Origin of the sequence: Streptomyces sparsogenes (genome assembly GCF_001704635.1) — a bacterium.
Taxonomy (GTDB): Bacteria; Actinomycetota; Actinomycetes; order Streptomycetales; family Streptomycetaceae; genus Streptomyces; species Streptomyces sparsogenes.
The window spans coordinates 43,159-56,575 of record NZ_MAXF01000061.1; the positions used below are offsets into that span (position 1 = coordinate 43,159).

Below are 13,417 nucleotides of genomic sequence, written 5' to 3' on the forward strand. Positions count from 1 at the left end.
CTGGGGCCGTACACCGTCGCCGCTTGCGCACCGAGCGCTCGCGGAAACATGTTGAACGACGCAGCCGCTCCCGCTTGCCCCGGAGTCGGCTCGTGCTGTGCCAGAAAGGGCGCTTCGTGGCCGATTCCGGCAACCCCAACGAGAACATCCCGTCCGAGTCCGAGATCCCGTCCGAGGACGGCGCGGAGGCCCTGGCCCCGCCGTCGTACGACGCCAGTGCGATCACCGTCCTGGAGGGCCTGGACGCGGTCCGCAAGCGACCCGGTATGTACATCGGTTCCACCGGCGAGCGCGGCCTCCACCACCTCGTGTACGAGGTGGTGGACAACTCCGTGGACGAGGCCCTGGCCGGTCACGCGGACACCATCGAGGTGACGATCCTGGCCGATGGCGGGGTCCGCGTGGTCGACAACGGCCGCGGTATCCCGGTCGACCTCCACCCGGTGGAGAAGAAGCCGGCCATCGAGGTCGTGCTGACCGTGCTGCACGCGGGCGGCAAGTTCGGAGGCGGGGGTTACGCCGTCTCCGGCGGTCTGCACGGCGTCGGCGTCTCCGTGGTCAACGCGCTGTCGTCGAAGGTCGCGGTCGAGGTCAAGCGGGACGGCTACCGCTGGACCCAGGACTACAAGCTGGGCGCCCCGACCGCGCCGCTGGCGAAGAACGAGCCGGTCTCGGAGACCGGTACGACGGTCACCTTCTGGGCCGACCCGGACGTCTTCGAGACGACCGAGTACTCCTTCGAGACGCTGTCGCGGCGCTTCCAGGAGATGGCGTTCCTGAACAAGGGCCTGACCATCTCGCTGAAGGACGAGCGCGCGGCCCATGTGGACGAGGAGGGCAATCCGCTCTCCGTCTCGTACTGCTACGAGGGCGGCATCGTCGACTTCGTGAAGTACCTGAACTCCCGCAAGGGGGAGCTGGTCCACCCCACGGTCATCGGCTTCGAGGCCGAGGACAGGGAGCGGATGCTCTCGGTGGAGATCGCGATGCAGTGGAACACCCAGTACACCGAGGGTGTCTACAGCTTCGCGAACACCATCCACACCCATGAGGGCGGTACCCACGAGGAGGGCTTCCGCGCCGCGCTGACGTACCTGATCAACAAGTACGCGCGGGACAAGAAGCTGCTCCGGGAGAAGGACGACAACCTCACCGGTGAGGACATCCGCGAGGGCCTGACCGCGATCATCTCGGTCAAGCTCGGCGAGCCGCAGTTCGAGGGCCAGACGAAGACGAAGCTGGGCAACACGGAGGCGAAGACCTTCGTCCAGAAGATCGTCCATGAGCATCTGGCCGACTGGCTGGACCGCAACCCCAACGAGGCGGCGGACATCGTCCGCAAGTCCATCCAGGCGGCGACGGCCCGGGTGGCGGCGCGCAAGGCGCGCGACCTGACCCGCCGCAAGGGGCTGCTGGAGACCGCCTCGCTGCCGGGCAAGCTGGCGGACTGCCAGTCCAACGACCCGGCCAAGTGCGAGATCTTCATCGTCGAGGGTGACTCCGCCGGCGGCTCGGCCAAGGCCGGCCGGAACCCGCAGTACCAGGCGATCCTGCCCATCCGAGGCAAGATCCTCAATGTCGAGAAGGCCCGGGTCGACAAGATCCTCCAGAACAACGAGGTCCAGGCGCTGATCTCGGCGTTCGGCACCGGTGTGCACGAGGACTTCGACATCAGCAAGCTCCGCTACCACAAGATCATTCTGATGGCGGACGCCGACGTCGACGGTCAGCACATCAACACCCTGCTGCTCACCTTCCTCTTCCGCTTCATGCGTCCGCTGGTCGAGGCGGGCCATGTCTTCCTGTCCCGCCCGCCGCTGTACAAGATCAAGTGGGGCCGGGACGACTTCGAGTACGCGTACTCGGACCGCGAGCGGGACGCGCTGATCCAGGCCGGCCGTGAGCAGGGCAAGCGCATCAAGGAGGACTCGGTCCAGCGCTTCAAGGGCCTGGGCGAGATGAACGCCGAGGAGCTGCGGGTGACCACCATGGACGTCGATCACCGCGTCCTGGGCCAGGTCACCCTGGACGACGCGGCGCAGGCCGACGACCTGTTCTCGGTCCTGATGGGTGAGGACGTCGAGGCCCGGCGCTCGTTCATCCAGCGCAACGCCAAGGACGTCCGCTTCCTCGACATCTGAGTCGGCCGAGCAGCCGCAGACGACAGAAGGACTTGACCAGCAATGGCCGACGAGAACACCCCGAACACGCCCGAAGACACCGCCCAGGGGGCCGCCCTCCGCGTCGAGCCGGTGGGCCTCGAGACGGAGATGCAGCGCTCGTACCTCGACTACGCGATGAGCGTGATCGTGAGCCGCGCGCTGCCCGACGTCCGGGACGGCCTCAAGCCGGTGCACCGGCGCGTGCTGTACGCGATGTACGACGGCGGGTACCGCCCCGAGAAGGGCTTCTACAAGTGCGCGCGCGTCGTCGGCGACGTGATGGGCACCTACCACCCGCACGGCGACTCGTCCATCTATGACGCCCTGGTGCGGCTGGCCCAGTCGTGGTCGATGCGGATGCCGCTGGTCGACTCCAACGGCAACTTCGGCTCCCCGGGCAACGACCCCGCCGCGGCCATGCGCTACACCGAGTGCAAGATGGCCCCGCTGTCCATGGAGATGCTCCGGGACATCGACGAGGAGACCGTCGATTTCCAGGACAACTACGACGGACGCAACCAGGAGCCGACGGTCCTGCCGTCCCGCTTCCCGAACCTGCTGATCAACGGCTCGGCGGGGATCGCGGTGGGCATGGCCACCAACATCCCGCCGCACAACCTCCGCGAGGTGGCCGAGGGCGCCCAGTGGTTCCTGGCGAACCCGGAGGCCACGTCGGAGGAGCTGCTCGACGCGCTGATCGACCGGATCAAGGGCCCGGACTTCCCGACCGGTGCCCTGGTCGTCGGCCGCAAGGGCATCGAGGAGGCGTACCGCACCGGCCGTGGCTCGATCACGATGCGCGCGGTCGTGGAGGTCGAGGAGATCCAGGGCCGGCAGTGCCTGGTGGTCACCGAGCTGCCGTACCAGGTCAACCCGGACAACCTGGCACAGAAGATCGCCGACCTGGTGAAGGAGGCCAGGATCGGCGGCATCGCGGACGTCCGCGACGAGACGTCCTCGCGTACGGGCCAGCGTCTGGTCATCGTGTTGAAGCGGGACGCGGTCGCCAAGGTTGTCCTCAACAACCTCTACAAGCACACCGATCTGCAGACCAACTTCGGCGCGAACATGCTGGCGCTGGTCGACGGGGTGCCGCGCACCCTCTCGCTGGACGCCTTCATCCGCAACTGGGTCACGCACCAGATCGAGGTCATCGTCCGGCGGACGCGCTTCCGGCTGCGCAAGGCGGAGGAGCGGGCCCACATCCTGCGCGGTCTGCTCAAGGCGCTGGACGCGATCGACGAGGTCATCGCGCTGATCCGGCGCAGTGACACGGTCGAGACGGCGCGCGGCGGCCTGATGGACCTGCTGACGATCGACGAGATCCAGGCGAACGCGATCCTGGAGATGCAGCTGCGGCGGCTGGCCGCCCTGGAGCGTCAGAAGATCATCCAGGAGCACGACGAGCTGCAGGCCAAGATCAACGAGTACACCGCGATCCTGGCCTCGCCCGAGCGGCAGCGGCAGATCATCAGCGAGGAGCTGACCGCGATCGTCGAGAAGTACGGCGACGACCGGCGCACCAAGCTGATCCCCTTCGACGGGGACATGTCCATCGAGGACCTGATCGCCGAGGAGGACATCGTCGTCACGATCACCCGTGGCGGCTATGTGAAGCGGACGAAGACCGAGGACTACCGCTCGCAGAAGCGCGGCGGCAAGGGCGTGCGCGGCACGAAGCTCAAGCAGGACGACATCGTCGACCACTTCTTCGTCTCGACCACCCACCACTGGCTGCTGTTCTTCACCAACAAGGGCCGGGTCTACCGGGCGAAGGCGTACGAGCTGCCGGACGCGGGCCGGGAGGCGCGCGGCCAGCACGTCGCGAACCTGCTGGCGTTCCAGCCGGACGAGCAGATCGCGCAGATCCTGGCGATCCGGGACTACGAGGCGGCGCCGTATCTGGTGCTGGCCACGAAGTCGGGCCTGGTGAAGAAGACCCCGCTCAAGGACTACGACTCGCCGCGGTCGGGTGGTGTGATCGCCATCAACCTCCGGGAGACGGAGGACGGCCGGGAGGACGAGCTGATCGGAGCCGAGCTGGTTTCGGCCGACGACGATCTGCTGCTGATCAGCAAGAAGGCACAGTCGATCAGGTTCACGGCCACGGACGAGTCGCTGCGGCCCATGGGGCGGGCGACCTCGGGCGTGAAGGGCATGAGCTTCCGCGAGGGGGACGAGCTCCTCTCGATGAATGTCGTCCGGCCCGGTACGTTCGTGTTCACCGCCACCGACGGCGGGTACGCGAAGCGGTCGAACGTCGACGAGTACCGCGTCCAGGGCCGTGGCGGCCTCGGCATCAAGGCCGCCAAGATCGTGGAGGACCGCGGTTCGCTGGTCGGTGCGCTGGTGGTCGAGGAGAGTGATGAGATCCTTGCCATCACGCTCAGCGGTGGCGTGATCCGTACTCGTGTGAGCGAGGTCAGGGAGACGGGCCGTGACACCATGGGCGTCCAACTGATCAACCTGGGCAAGCGCGATGCCGTCGTCGGCATCGCCCGGAACGCCGAGGCCGGTCGTGAGGCTGAAGAGGTCGAGGACGAGTCCGAGACCGGGAGCGAGGCAGCCGAGGGGGCCGCGTCCGAGGCGGCCGGGGGCACACCGTCCCCGGCCGACGAGACCGAGGAGTAAGTCGTGAGTGGAGCCACGGGTGCCGCGGCGGGCGGCGGCGGAGCAGGTGCCGGCAAGCGGCCGGTGCCGGGAACCGCGTCCGCCGGGAGCGGATCATCCGCTTCGGGAGGCGCCCGTGACTCCGCCGCCGACTCCCATGGGGGAACCGTGACGGACATCAGGCAGCCGCAGCCGCCCTACGAGGGCTACACCGGGAGTCCGCTGCCCGGTGAGCGGCCGTCCCAGCAGCAGCCCGCGCAGCCGTACCACCCGCCGCAGGCCTATGCGCCGCCGAGCGGCGGCGGGGCCGCGCGGGGCGCCTCCGGGCAGAAGCAGACGGCGGCGCGCCGCCCGCGCCCGGAGGCGGGCGCCCGCTCGGCTCCGCGCACCCGCAAGGCGCGGCTGCGGGTCTCCCGGGTGGACCCGTGGTCGGTGATGAAGGTCAGCTTCCTGCTCGCGATCGCGCTCGGCATCTGCACCGTGGTCGCCGCGGCGGTGCTGTGGATGGTCATGGACGGGATGGGCGTCTTCAGCGCCGTGGGCGGCACGATCAGCGAGGCCACGGAGTCGAAGAAGGGCAGCGGCTTCGATCTGGAGTCGTTCCTGTCGCTGCCGCGGGTGCTGGTCTTCACCGGGGTCATCGCCGCGATCAACGTGGTGCTGGCGACGGCCCTGGCCACCCTGGGGGCCTTCATCTACAACCTGTCGGCGGGCTTCGTCGGCGGTGTGGAGGTCACGCTCGCCGAGGACGAGTAGCGGCCGTCCGTTACCGATTTTGGGACAGGGCTGGTCGTGCGCTAATCTTTCGGTGCAGCGCGGGGCTATAGCTCAGACGGTTAGAGCGCTTCCCTGATAAGGAAGAGGCCACAGGTTCAAGTCCTGTTAGCCCCACCGGCGCGATCGGCCCGGACGGAGATCACCTCTCCCTCCGGGCCGATTCCGTCCGCGCCGATTCCGTAAATGCGCCCGGTCAGTTGGGACCGGCCGTCGTTCGGCCCATGCCGGGCATAGGTCACCGATCGGTATCGGCCGGTGTGTATCATCGGGCGCCAGAGGTCCCCTACGTCAAGGAAAGAGACGAGGTAGCGCGGTGAAGAAGCTTCTCCTGGTCGCACTGGCCGCCATCGGCGGGCTCCTCGTGTACCGCCAGATCCAGGCGGATCGCGCCGAGCAGGATCTGTGGACGGAGGCGACCGACTCCGTGCCCGCAGGTTCGGGTGTGTGAGACCAACAGCTCCGTACAGGGCCCCGATCGCTGGAGCGGTCGGGGCCCTGTCGGCTTTACTGGCGGCCGTCGCGGGAAACGCGGCGACCGCCGGCCGTTTTATTCACTCTTGCGAATGAAAAGCTTGCATAAGCAAAGTTGAACGGGCCGTACGGCCGGTACGACGAGGAGTGACCCGCGATGAACGACCGCAGCACGGTCAGGACCGGCCTCGCCGCGGTGGCGGCGCTGTGCGCGGTGGCCACGGCGCCGTGGCCGGCCGGTCAGGCCTGGGCCGCGCCCGTGGACGGGGCCGCCGGGGCCCGGCCGTATCGGGCCCAGGGGACCTCAATCGAGGGCACGAGCGACGCTCAGGGAGCCCCGCCGCTGAAGCCGGGGTTCGGCTACGTCGACAGCATCGCGGCGGGCCAGAAGCGGCACTACGAGGTCCGGCTGGACGCCACCTCCTCGGCGTACGTCTCGGCCGTCGCGGCACCCCGGCCGGGGGCGGGCGTCGCCTCGTACCGCGACGGCCTCAAGGTGACGCTGGAGAGCCCCGACGGCGCCACCTGCGGCAGCTCCGACCGGAAGATCGAGGCGAGCGGCGTGGCCTACCCGCTCGCCGACTACGCCGCACGCCTGGCCGAACCGGGCTCGGTGGCCTCCTGCCGCAAGGCGGGCCGGTACGTCGTCACGGTGGAGCGCGGGACCGGCTCCCAGGACCCCGGCCGCTGGCCGCTGGAACTCCGGCTGATGGTGGAGCCGCCGGTGAAGGGCGGCGACAGGGGCCAGGCGCCGGAGGGGAGTTGGCGCACGCCCGCGCCCGAACCGCCCGAGGGCCAGGCGCGGTGGCGGCAGGGCGGCACGGGATTCAACGACGCCCGCCCCCTGTCCACAGGGGTGTGGGCGGATCAGATAAAGCCGGGAGAGACCCACTTCTACCGGGTGCCGGTCGACTGGGGACAGCGGCTGAACGCCATTGCCGAACTCCCCGCCTCGAAGACCGGAGAGGGGGCCGGGGTGAACGACGCCCTCGGGATGCGGGCGTTCAACCCGGCGCGCGGCCTGACCAAAAAGACCTCCTTCGCCGCCTACGACGGCCGGAAGGCCCGGGCCGAACTGGACACCGCCCCCGTGGCGTACGGCAACCGCACCGCGCGGGCCGAGTACTCGGTGCGCACCATGAGCTTCTCGGGCTGGTACTACCTCGCGGTCACGGTGAACCCGGAGGTCACACGGTTCTTCAAGGGCGCGGTGCCGCTCACCCTGCGGGTGCGGGTCTCGGGCGACCCGGCGGCCGGGCCCACGTACGACGGGGACGCGGTCCGGGCGGGCTTCGGCCTGACGGCCGCCGACAAGCGGGAGGCCGCCCGGGCGCCGGCCACCGGGGACGACGCCATGGCGGTGCCCGCCGGCAGGAGTGAGGACCGGCTGCGGCTGGTGGCCTACGCCAGCTACGCGGCCGGCGCGCTGCTGCTGATCGGGCTCGGGGGGTGGACGCTGGTGGCCCGGCGCCGCGCCCCGGTGGCCGCGGCAGGGACCCCCGGCCCGGGCAGGCACCGGCGGCCGGGCCCGCCGCCGCCCGCCCGGTAGCCCGGCCCCCGTAGCGCGGCGCGGCCGCCGCCCGGTGGCCCGGCGGGGGCCGGTCGGTCAGCTTCTCGCCCGGCTGCAGGGCGAACCGGTCGGCTGCGCCCGCCTGAAGCTGCCGCCCCGGGGTGCCCGCCTGGTCGGCCCCGCTCGGCCGGCCCGGTAGCTCGCCTGCTCGGCCGGCCCGGTCGGTCAGCCGGCGGCCAGCAGCGCCCAGGTGCCCACCGCGAAGCAGACGGCGGCGGCGATGAGGATCGCGATCGCCGCCTTCCGGGACGGGCCGGGACGCCGCTCGGGCCCGGCGAGTGGAACCTGCGGCTGGGGAGCGGTGTATGGACGAGTAGGAGGGTATTCGGGCCGGACCGCCGGAGCGGGAGCCGTGGCGGGAGTGGGGGTGGGCGTATGCGTATGCGTATGCGAGGGCTGGGGTCCTGGCCGGCGCGGATCGAGCGGGGTCTGCGGCGGCTGTGCGGGCGGTACGGGGCTCGGGGGCGGTGGGGGCTGCGCGGGCCCGGGGCGAGGGGTCTGCGGCTGCGGGACCCCGGAGTACGGGGTGTGTGGGGTGAGCGGGGCGTACGGGGCCTGGGGCTGCCCCGCCGGGTGCTGGGCCGCCGAGTGCTGGGCCGCCGGGTGCTGTCCGGTCGTGTGCTGGCCGGTGTGCGGCTGCGCGGCGGGCGGGGGTGGGGTGTGTGGTGGTGGGGTGTGCGGCGGTGGGGTCGGTGGCGGTGGGGTCGGTGGCTGCGGCGGGATCCCGGTGTGCGGCGTCTGGGGCTGGGGCGGGGGCAGTTGGAAGCTGCCGGTGTCCGACATCGACGGCTGCGACGGCTGCGACGGGTGCGACGGCTGCGACGGCTGCGACTGCGAGGACTGTGGCTGCCCGGGCTGTGGCTGCGACGGCTGCGATACGGACGGTTGTGGTTCGGACGGCCCTGGCGTCATCGGCGTCTGGGGAAACGGGGGTGGGGGCGTGGCGGCGCCGTGCCGGCGGTTCGCGCCCCCGCCGGTGTCCCCGCCCGTGCTCCCGCCCTCGTCAGCGCTCGTGACGGCGCCCGTGCCCGTGCCCGTGCCCGCGACCATGCCCGCCGCGACCGTGCCCGTGTCCGGGTCGGCCTGTCGGGCCGTCCGGAGGGGCCCCTCGGGGCCGAAACCCTCGGGGAGCGGCCCGAGATGGTCGAAGACCTCGATGACCTCGTCGTCGATGCCGGGCTCGGGCAGCAGCTCCGCGGCCGCGAGAAGCGCCTTGCGCGCCCCCGTGGCCGAGCGGAACCGGTCCTCGGGATCGGGCTGCAGCAGATTCGCTATCACCTGCCACAGCGGCTCAGGCACCCCTTCCGGCGCGTGCGGCACGCCCTGCTCGAAGAGCTTGACCAAGGCGTCCGCGTCCGGCTTGTGGCCGCTGAGCAGATACAGCGCCACCAGCCCGACCGCGAAGAGGTCCGCGGGGAAGTCCGGCTCCTCGCCCATCATCTGCTCGGGCGCGAAGTAACCGGGCGTCCCCATCACGAAGTTGGCCTCGGTGAGCCGGGGCTCCCCCTTGGTCAGCGCGATACCGAAATCTCCCAGCCGCACATGCGGCCGGCCGGTCCCGGTGGCCTCCAGCAGGATGTTCGCGGGCTTGATGTCGCGGTGCACCACGTTTTCCGCGTGCACCGCCGCCAGGCCGGAGAGCAACTGGTCCAGCAGCGTGCACACATAGCGCGGCGGCAGCGGACCGTAGTCGCCGATGAGGTGGGCCAGCGAGCCGCCGCCCACCAGGTCCATGGTGAACAGGACCTTGTCGTCGTCCGCGGCCCAGCTCGCCGGTGCCAGCACATAGGGGTGGTCGATGCGCAGCGCCTGCTCCCGCACGAAGCGCAGCAAGGTGTGCGCGTCGCGCTGCTGGAGCACCTTCGCCGCGACGTACCGGCGGCGCCGGTGGTCCCAGACGCGCCATACGGCGCCCACGCCGCCGCGTCCGATCGGGTCGACCAGCTCGTACCGGCCCGCGAAGATCTCACCCATCGCGCGGCCCCCGCCCCCTCATCGGCTCGTCAGCAGTCCTTCGGCCCGTCAGCTCTGGTGCGCCTCGTAGTGGGCGACCGCCTCGGCGGTCCGCCCGGCGCCGTACACCCGGAGGAACTCCGCCAGCTCCGGGTGGGTGGGGGCGAGGGTGTCGGCGGCGTCGATGATGTCGCCGGCGGCGGAGACCGAGCGCAGCAGCGACTGGATCTCGCGGACCACGCGCCGCACGGTCGGGGCGCCGGTGCTGGCGGTGGTCTGGGTGGTGTTCAGCACGGAGCCCCCCGCGGACTTCTTGATCTCCTCCATGCGCTCGGCCGCCTCGGCGGCGCTGACCCGGCCGTCCGCCGCCTGGCTCGACAGCTCCTGCAGGGCCTGCACCCGCTGGACGACGGCCGGGTTGCCGATCTTCGCGCGCTGGCCGCTCATCAGCTGCGAGAGCATCGGCGCGGACAGACCGAGGACGGCGGCGAGGCGGGCCTGGTTGAGGCCGAGGTCGTCGATGAGACGGCGGAAGAGCGCCCCCAGCGGTTCCCCGTACCAGCTGCGCTGCAGCTCCCGTGCGCGGGCGGTGGCATCCTGCTGTGCTGCGTCCATTCGCTCTCCCCTTCGCTTCGCTGCAGCGAATCTTGCGTGGCATCCTACGGAGGGCGGTACGCGCGAGCGATACCCGGTCGGGAAAGGCGGCCGCGAGCAGGTATCCTGATCGGCGACGGGGCCTTAGCTCAGTTGGTAGAGCGCCGTCTTTGCATGGCGGATGTCAGGAGTTCGACTCTCCTAGGCTCCACTGTCGTCACCGGTCAGGACATCGGAAGGTGCCCTGGCCGGTGTTTTGTGCTTGCCGCGGCGGAGCCGGCGCGGGGCATTGTCCTCCCGGGTGTTGCCCGATGTTGCCGCTCTCGCCCTTGTCCTGCGCAACACCCGGTCGATGCCCCACGCTGGGCTCAACTCGGGCAAACGGCCCGGGAATCGGGTGGTCGGCGCGGTCCGCCGCGCAGGGAGACAAGATGCGTGAGCTGCGGCCATTGGGTGATGGTCTGAGCCAGGAATGCCGGGATTTCGCCTTGGCGCTGCGGGACCTGTTCAAGGGGCTCGATGTGTCGGTGCGCAGATACGCGGCGCGCAGGCATCGCGATCCGGGCACGTTCTCGCGCTATCTGAGCGGGACGCGCATCCCGCCGTGGGAATTCGTGCAGGACCTGTTCACCGATCTCGCCGAGCGGCGGGGCAGCGCGGCGACCCCGGCCGCGATCGAGCTGGTGCGGGAGCTGCACCGGGCGGCGGTGCACACGAGTGGGTCGCCCGGTCACGCCATGGAGATCCTCCAGCACCAGCTGGCGGACGCCGACCGGGAGGCCCGGGCGTCCAGCGTGAAGGAGGACGCGCTCGGTGAGGCGCTGCTCGACCGGCAGCATCGCATCGCCGATCTCGAGGTTCGGCTGAGCCAGATGGAAGGCGCGTGGGTGACGGAGCGCACCCGGGCGGACGCGCTGGAGCTGGGCCTGCCCGATCACGCGGAGCTGGTCAAGGAGCGGGACATGCTCCGGCGTGAGGTGAAGCGCCTCACGGAGGAGCTGGAGGATGTGCGGCTGCGCGGCATGCTGGCGGAGGACCGCTGCCAGATGCTGGAGCGGCAGCTGGCGATGGTGGAGTCCCAGCGCCCGGACACGGCTCGGGAGCCGGAGGAGGTGCCCGACGCACCCGTCGGGCCCGCGATGTCCAAGCCCTGCTCGGGGCCCCGTCCCAAGATCCTCGTGGTCGACGACCAGCCGAACAACCTGCTGGCCATGGAGGCCGTGCTGGCCACGCTGGACCAGGAGCTGGTGACCGCGTCCTCCGGGCAGGAGGCCCTCAAGGCGCTGCTCGACCACGACGACTTCGCGGTGATCCTGCTGGATGTGCAGATGCCGGAGATGGACGGCTACGAGACGGCGGCGCACATCCAGCGGCGGCCGCGCAACCGGGACATCCCGATCATCTTCCTGACCGCGATGGGCGCCGATCCCGAGCACTCCTCCCGGGGGTACGCGGCCGGTGCGGTGGACTACATCGCCAAGCCGTTCGACCCCTGGGCGCTGCGTGCCAAGGTCTCGGTGTTCACCGAGATCTTCCTGGAGAGGCGCCGGTACAGCGAGCGCGCCGCCGCCCACTGATCGGGCGGCGGCGGGCGGTGCGCGGCGAGGGCCGCTGCGAGGGCCGGGGCCGGGGCCAGGGTCGGGGCCCGGGTGCTCGGCTGCGACCCGGCCGGGCTCAGCGCTCCTTCTCGTCCGTCTGCTTGGCCTGCGCCTCCGGGTCCAGGGCGGACTGGTCGCTGCCGTCCACCGCGGTCAGCGGCTCGCGCTCGCTCACCTCGGTCGCCGCCGGGGGCTCGACCAGCCAGTCGGGGTTGGCCTGCTTGTCCCACCACTTCCACGCGGTGAAGACACCGGCGCCCACGATGCCGACGAAGGTGGCGCGCTTGGCGATGCGGCCGGTGCGCGTCCTGCGGCGGCGCCGCCTGGCGAGCTTGTTGATGTCCTCCGCGGTCACGTGCACGCGCAGGGCGGCGAGGGCCGCGGCGCTGCGGGTGACGGCCTCCTCGCGCACCGGCCCGGCGGCGGCCACCGCGTGCTCGATGCGCGGCGCGGTGTACCGGGCGGCCTGGCGGGCCGCCTTGCGGGTGCTGAGGGCGGCCCGGGTGGCGGCGGCGTCGACCCCTCGGGGCAGGGTGCGGCGGGCTTTGGTGAGCCGTGGCGCGATGTGCGCGTGGTATTGGCTGCCCGCGGTGTGGCAGGCCTGGTGTGCGGCGTGCGAAACCTTCGGCGCCAGCCGTACGCGGGCCGTGTGCGCGTAGCGCGCGGCGGCGTCCTTGGCCGTGCCGGCGTAAGGCGCCACCGCCTCCGCTGCGTGCAGGACGCTGCCCTTGGCGGTGCCGGTCGCGGCTCGCACGCTGTCCATGCGGGTCACGGGATCCTCCTCCTCGCTGGCGGTGCTACGGGTCCTGAGGGGTTGGGTCTGTCCTGAGGCTGTTCTGTAGGGTGTTCCGTCCTTAATATGCGCAGTTTCGTCTATCCATCTCATGGAAGTTCATACCTGTTTGTGAAGATCATGCCCGTTCGCAGGACACCGGGCACGCGCGGCCGGGCATCCGGGGCACATACGGGTTCCCGCACGCGGCGGCATGAATCGCGGTGCCGCGCACGGCTTCGGCGGGTACGCGTCGTCAGGGCGTCCGTGCGAGGATCGGGGGACCGCACTGAGAACTATGGAAGGTAGATCGTGGCTGAGCAGCTCTACGCCACCCTGAAGACGAACAACGGCGACATCGTGGTCCGGCTGCTGCCGAACCACGCGCCGAAGACGGTCAAGAACTTCGTGGAGCTCGCCGAGGGCACCCGCGAGTGGACCCACCCGGCGACCGGCAAGCGGGCCAAGGAGAAGCTGTACGACGGCACCGTCTTCCACCGCGTGATCAGCGGCTTCATGATCCAGGGCGGTGACCCGCTGGGGAACGGCACCGGTGGCCCGGGCTACGAGTTCGCCGACGAGTTCCACCCGGACCTGGCGTTCAACAAGCCGTACCTGCTGGCCATGGCCAACGCCGGCCCGGGCACCAACGGCTCGCAGTTCTTCATCACCGTCGCGCCGACCGCGTGGCTGACCGGCAAGCACACCATCTTCGGCGAGGTCGCCGACGAGGCCAGCAAGAAGGTCGTCGACGCGATCGCGGGCACGTCGACCAACCCGCGCACCGACCGCCCGCTCAACGACGTCGTCATCGAGTCGGTCGTCGTGGAGACCCGCGAGGGCTGAGCCCGTACGGGAACTCCGCGCCCCGCCTGTCCGTCTTGACGGCAGGCAGGCGGGCACGCGGAGC

General features: G+C 70.9%; 10 protein-coding genes and 2 tRNA genes. 9 read left to right on the plus strand and 3 right to left on the minus strand.

The window, feature by feature from the left end; translation table 11 throughout:
• The first annotated feature begins 92 nt into the window (after positions 1 to 92).
• The 6 genes from gyrB (at position 93) to BBH68_RS13355 (ending at position 7,569) form a co-directional block, all read left to right on the plus strand.
• Entirely contained in the window at positions 93 to 2,141 is a 2,049-nt protein-coding gene (gene gyrB / locus BBH68_RS13335) for a DNA topoisomerase (ATP-hydrolyzing) subunit B (protein WP_065962028.1), read from the plus strand.
• A gap of 42 nt (positions 2,142 to 2,183) precedes the next feature.
• Positions 2,184 to 4,793 carry a DNA gyrase subunit A gene (gyrA, locus tag BBH68_RS13340; protein WP_065962031.1) on the plus strand — a complete coding sequence of 870 codons (2,610 nt, stop codon included), beginning with the start codon at positions 2,184 to 2,186 and terminating at the stop codon, positions 4,791 to 4,793.
• A 147-nt stretch (positions 4,794 to 4,940) separates the two neighbouring features.
• Complete coding sequence (locus tag BBH68_RS13345) at positions 4,941 to 5,528, plus strand: DUF3566 domain-containing protein (RefSeq protein WP_065962032.1); 588 nt, start codon at positions 4,941 to 4,943, stop codon at positions 5,526 to 5,528.
• A gap of 61 nt (positions 5,529 to 5,589) precedes the next feature.
• Positions 5,590 to 5,663: transfer RNA gene (locus BBH68_RS13350), tRNA-Ile, on the plus strand.
• Between the two features lie 199 nt (positions 5,664 to 5,862).
• The gene (locus BBH68_RS42740; protein ID WP_003958712.1) at positions 5,863 to 5,997 is read left to right on the plus strand and encodes a DLW-39 family protein; all 135 of its coding nucleotides are present in this window, start codon (positions 5,863 to 5,865) and stop codon (positions 5,995 to 5,997) included.
• A gap of 180 nt (positions 5,998 to 6,177) precedes the next feature.
• Complete coding sequence (locus tag BBH68_RS13355) at positions 6,178 to 7,569, plus strand: hypothetical protein (protein ID WP_065962034.1); 1,392 nt, start codon at positions 6,178 to 6,180, stop codon at positions 7,567 to 7,569.
• A 186-nt stretch (positions 7,570 to 7,755) separates the two neighbouring features.
• On the opposite strand, the gene BBH68_RS13360 is transcribed toward BBH68_RS13355, so the two are convergent.
• Together BBH68_RS13360 and BBH68_RS13365 are read right to left on the minus strand one after the other, a co-directional pair.
• A complete protein-coding gene (locus BBH68_RS13360; RefSeq protein ID WP_065962035.1) occupies positions 7,756 to 9,564 on the minus strand; it encodes a serine/threonine-protein kinase in 1,809 nt (602 codons plus the stop codon).
• Between the two features lie 48 nt (positions 9,565 to 9,612).
• Entirely contained in the window at positions 9,613 to 10,158 is a 546-nt protein-coding gene (locus BBH68_RS13365) for a helix-turn-helix domain-containing protein (RefSeq protein WP_065962037.1), read from the minus strand.
• A 117-nt stretch (positions 10,159 to 10,275) separates the two neighbouring features.
• Here BBH68_RS13365 and BBH68_RS13370 point away from each other — a divergent pair.
• Positions 10,276 to 10,348: transfer RNA gene (locus BBH68_RS13370), tRNA-Ala, on the plus strand.
• Positions 10,349 to 10,568: 220 nt separating this feature from the next.
• Positions 10,569 to 11,714: a response regulator gene (locus BBH68_RS13375; RefSeq protein WP_065962038.1), complete on the plus strand. Its 1,146-nt coding sequence runs from the start codon at positions 10,569 to 10,571 to the stop codon at positions 11,712 to 11,714.
• 97 nt (positions 11,715 to 11,811) lie between these two features.
• Here BBH68_RS13375 and BBH68_RS13380 read toward each other — a convergent pair whose 3' ends face one another.
• On the minus strand, positions 11,812 to 12,507 hold the full coding sequence (locus tag BBH68_RS13380) for a DUF5324 family protein (protein WP_065962040.1): 696 nt from the start codon (positions 12,505 to 12,507) through the stop codon (positions 11,812 to 11,814).
• A gap of 312 nt (positions 12,508 to 12,819) precedes the next feature.
• On the opposite strand from BBH68_RS13380, the gene BBH68_RS13385 reads away from it, so the two are divergent.
• On the plus strand, positions 12,820 to 13,353 hold the full coding sequence (locus BBH68_RS13385) for a peptidylprolyl isomerase (protein WP_065962045.1): 534 nt from the start codon (positions 12,820 to 12,822) through the stop codon (positions 13,351 to 13,353).
• Positions 13,354 to 13,417 lie beyond the last annotated feature (64 nt).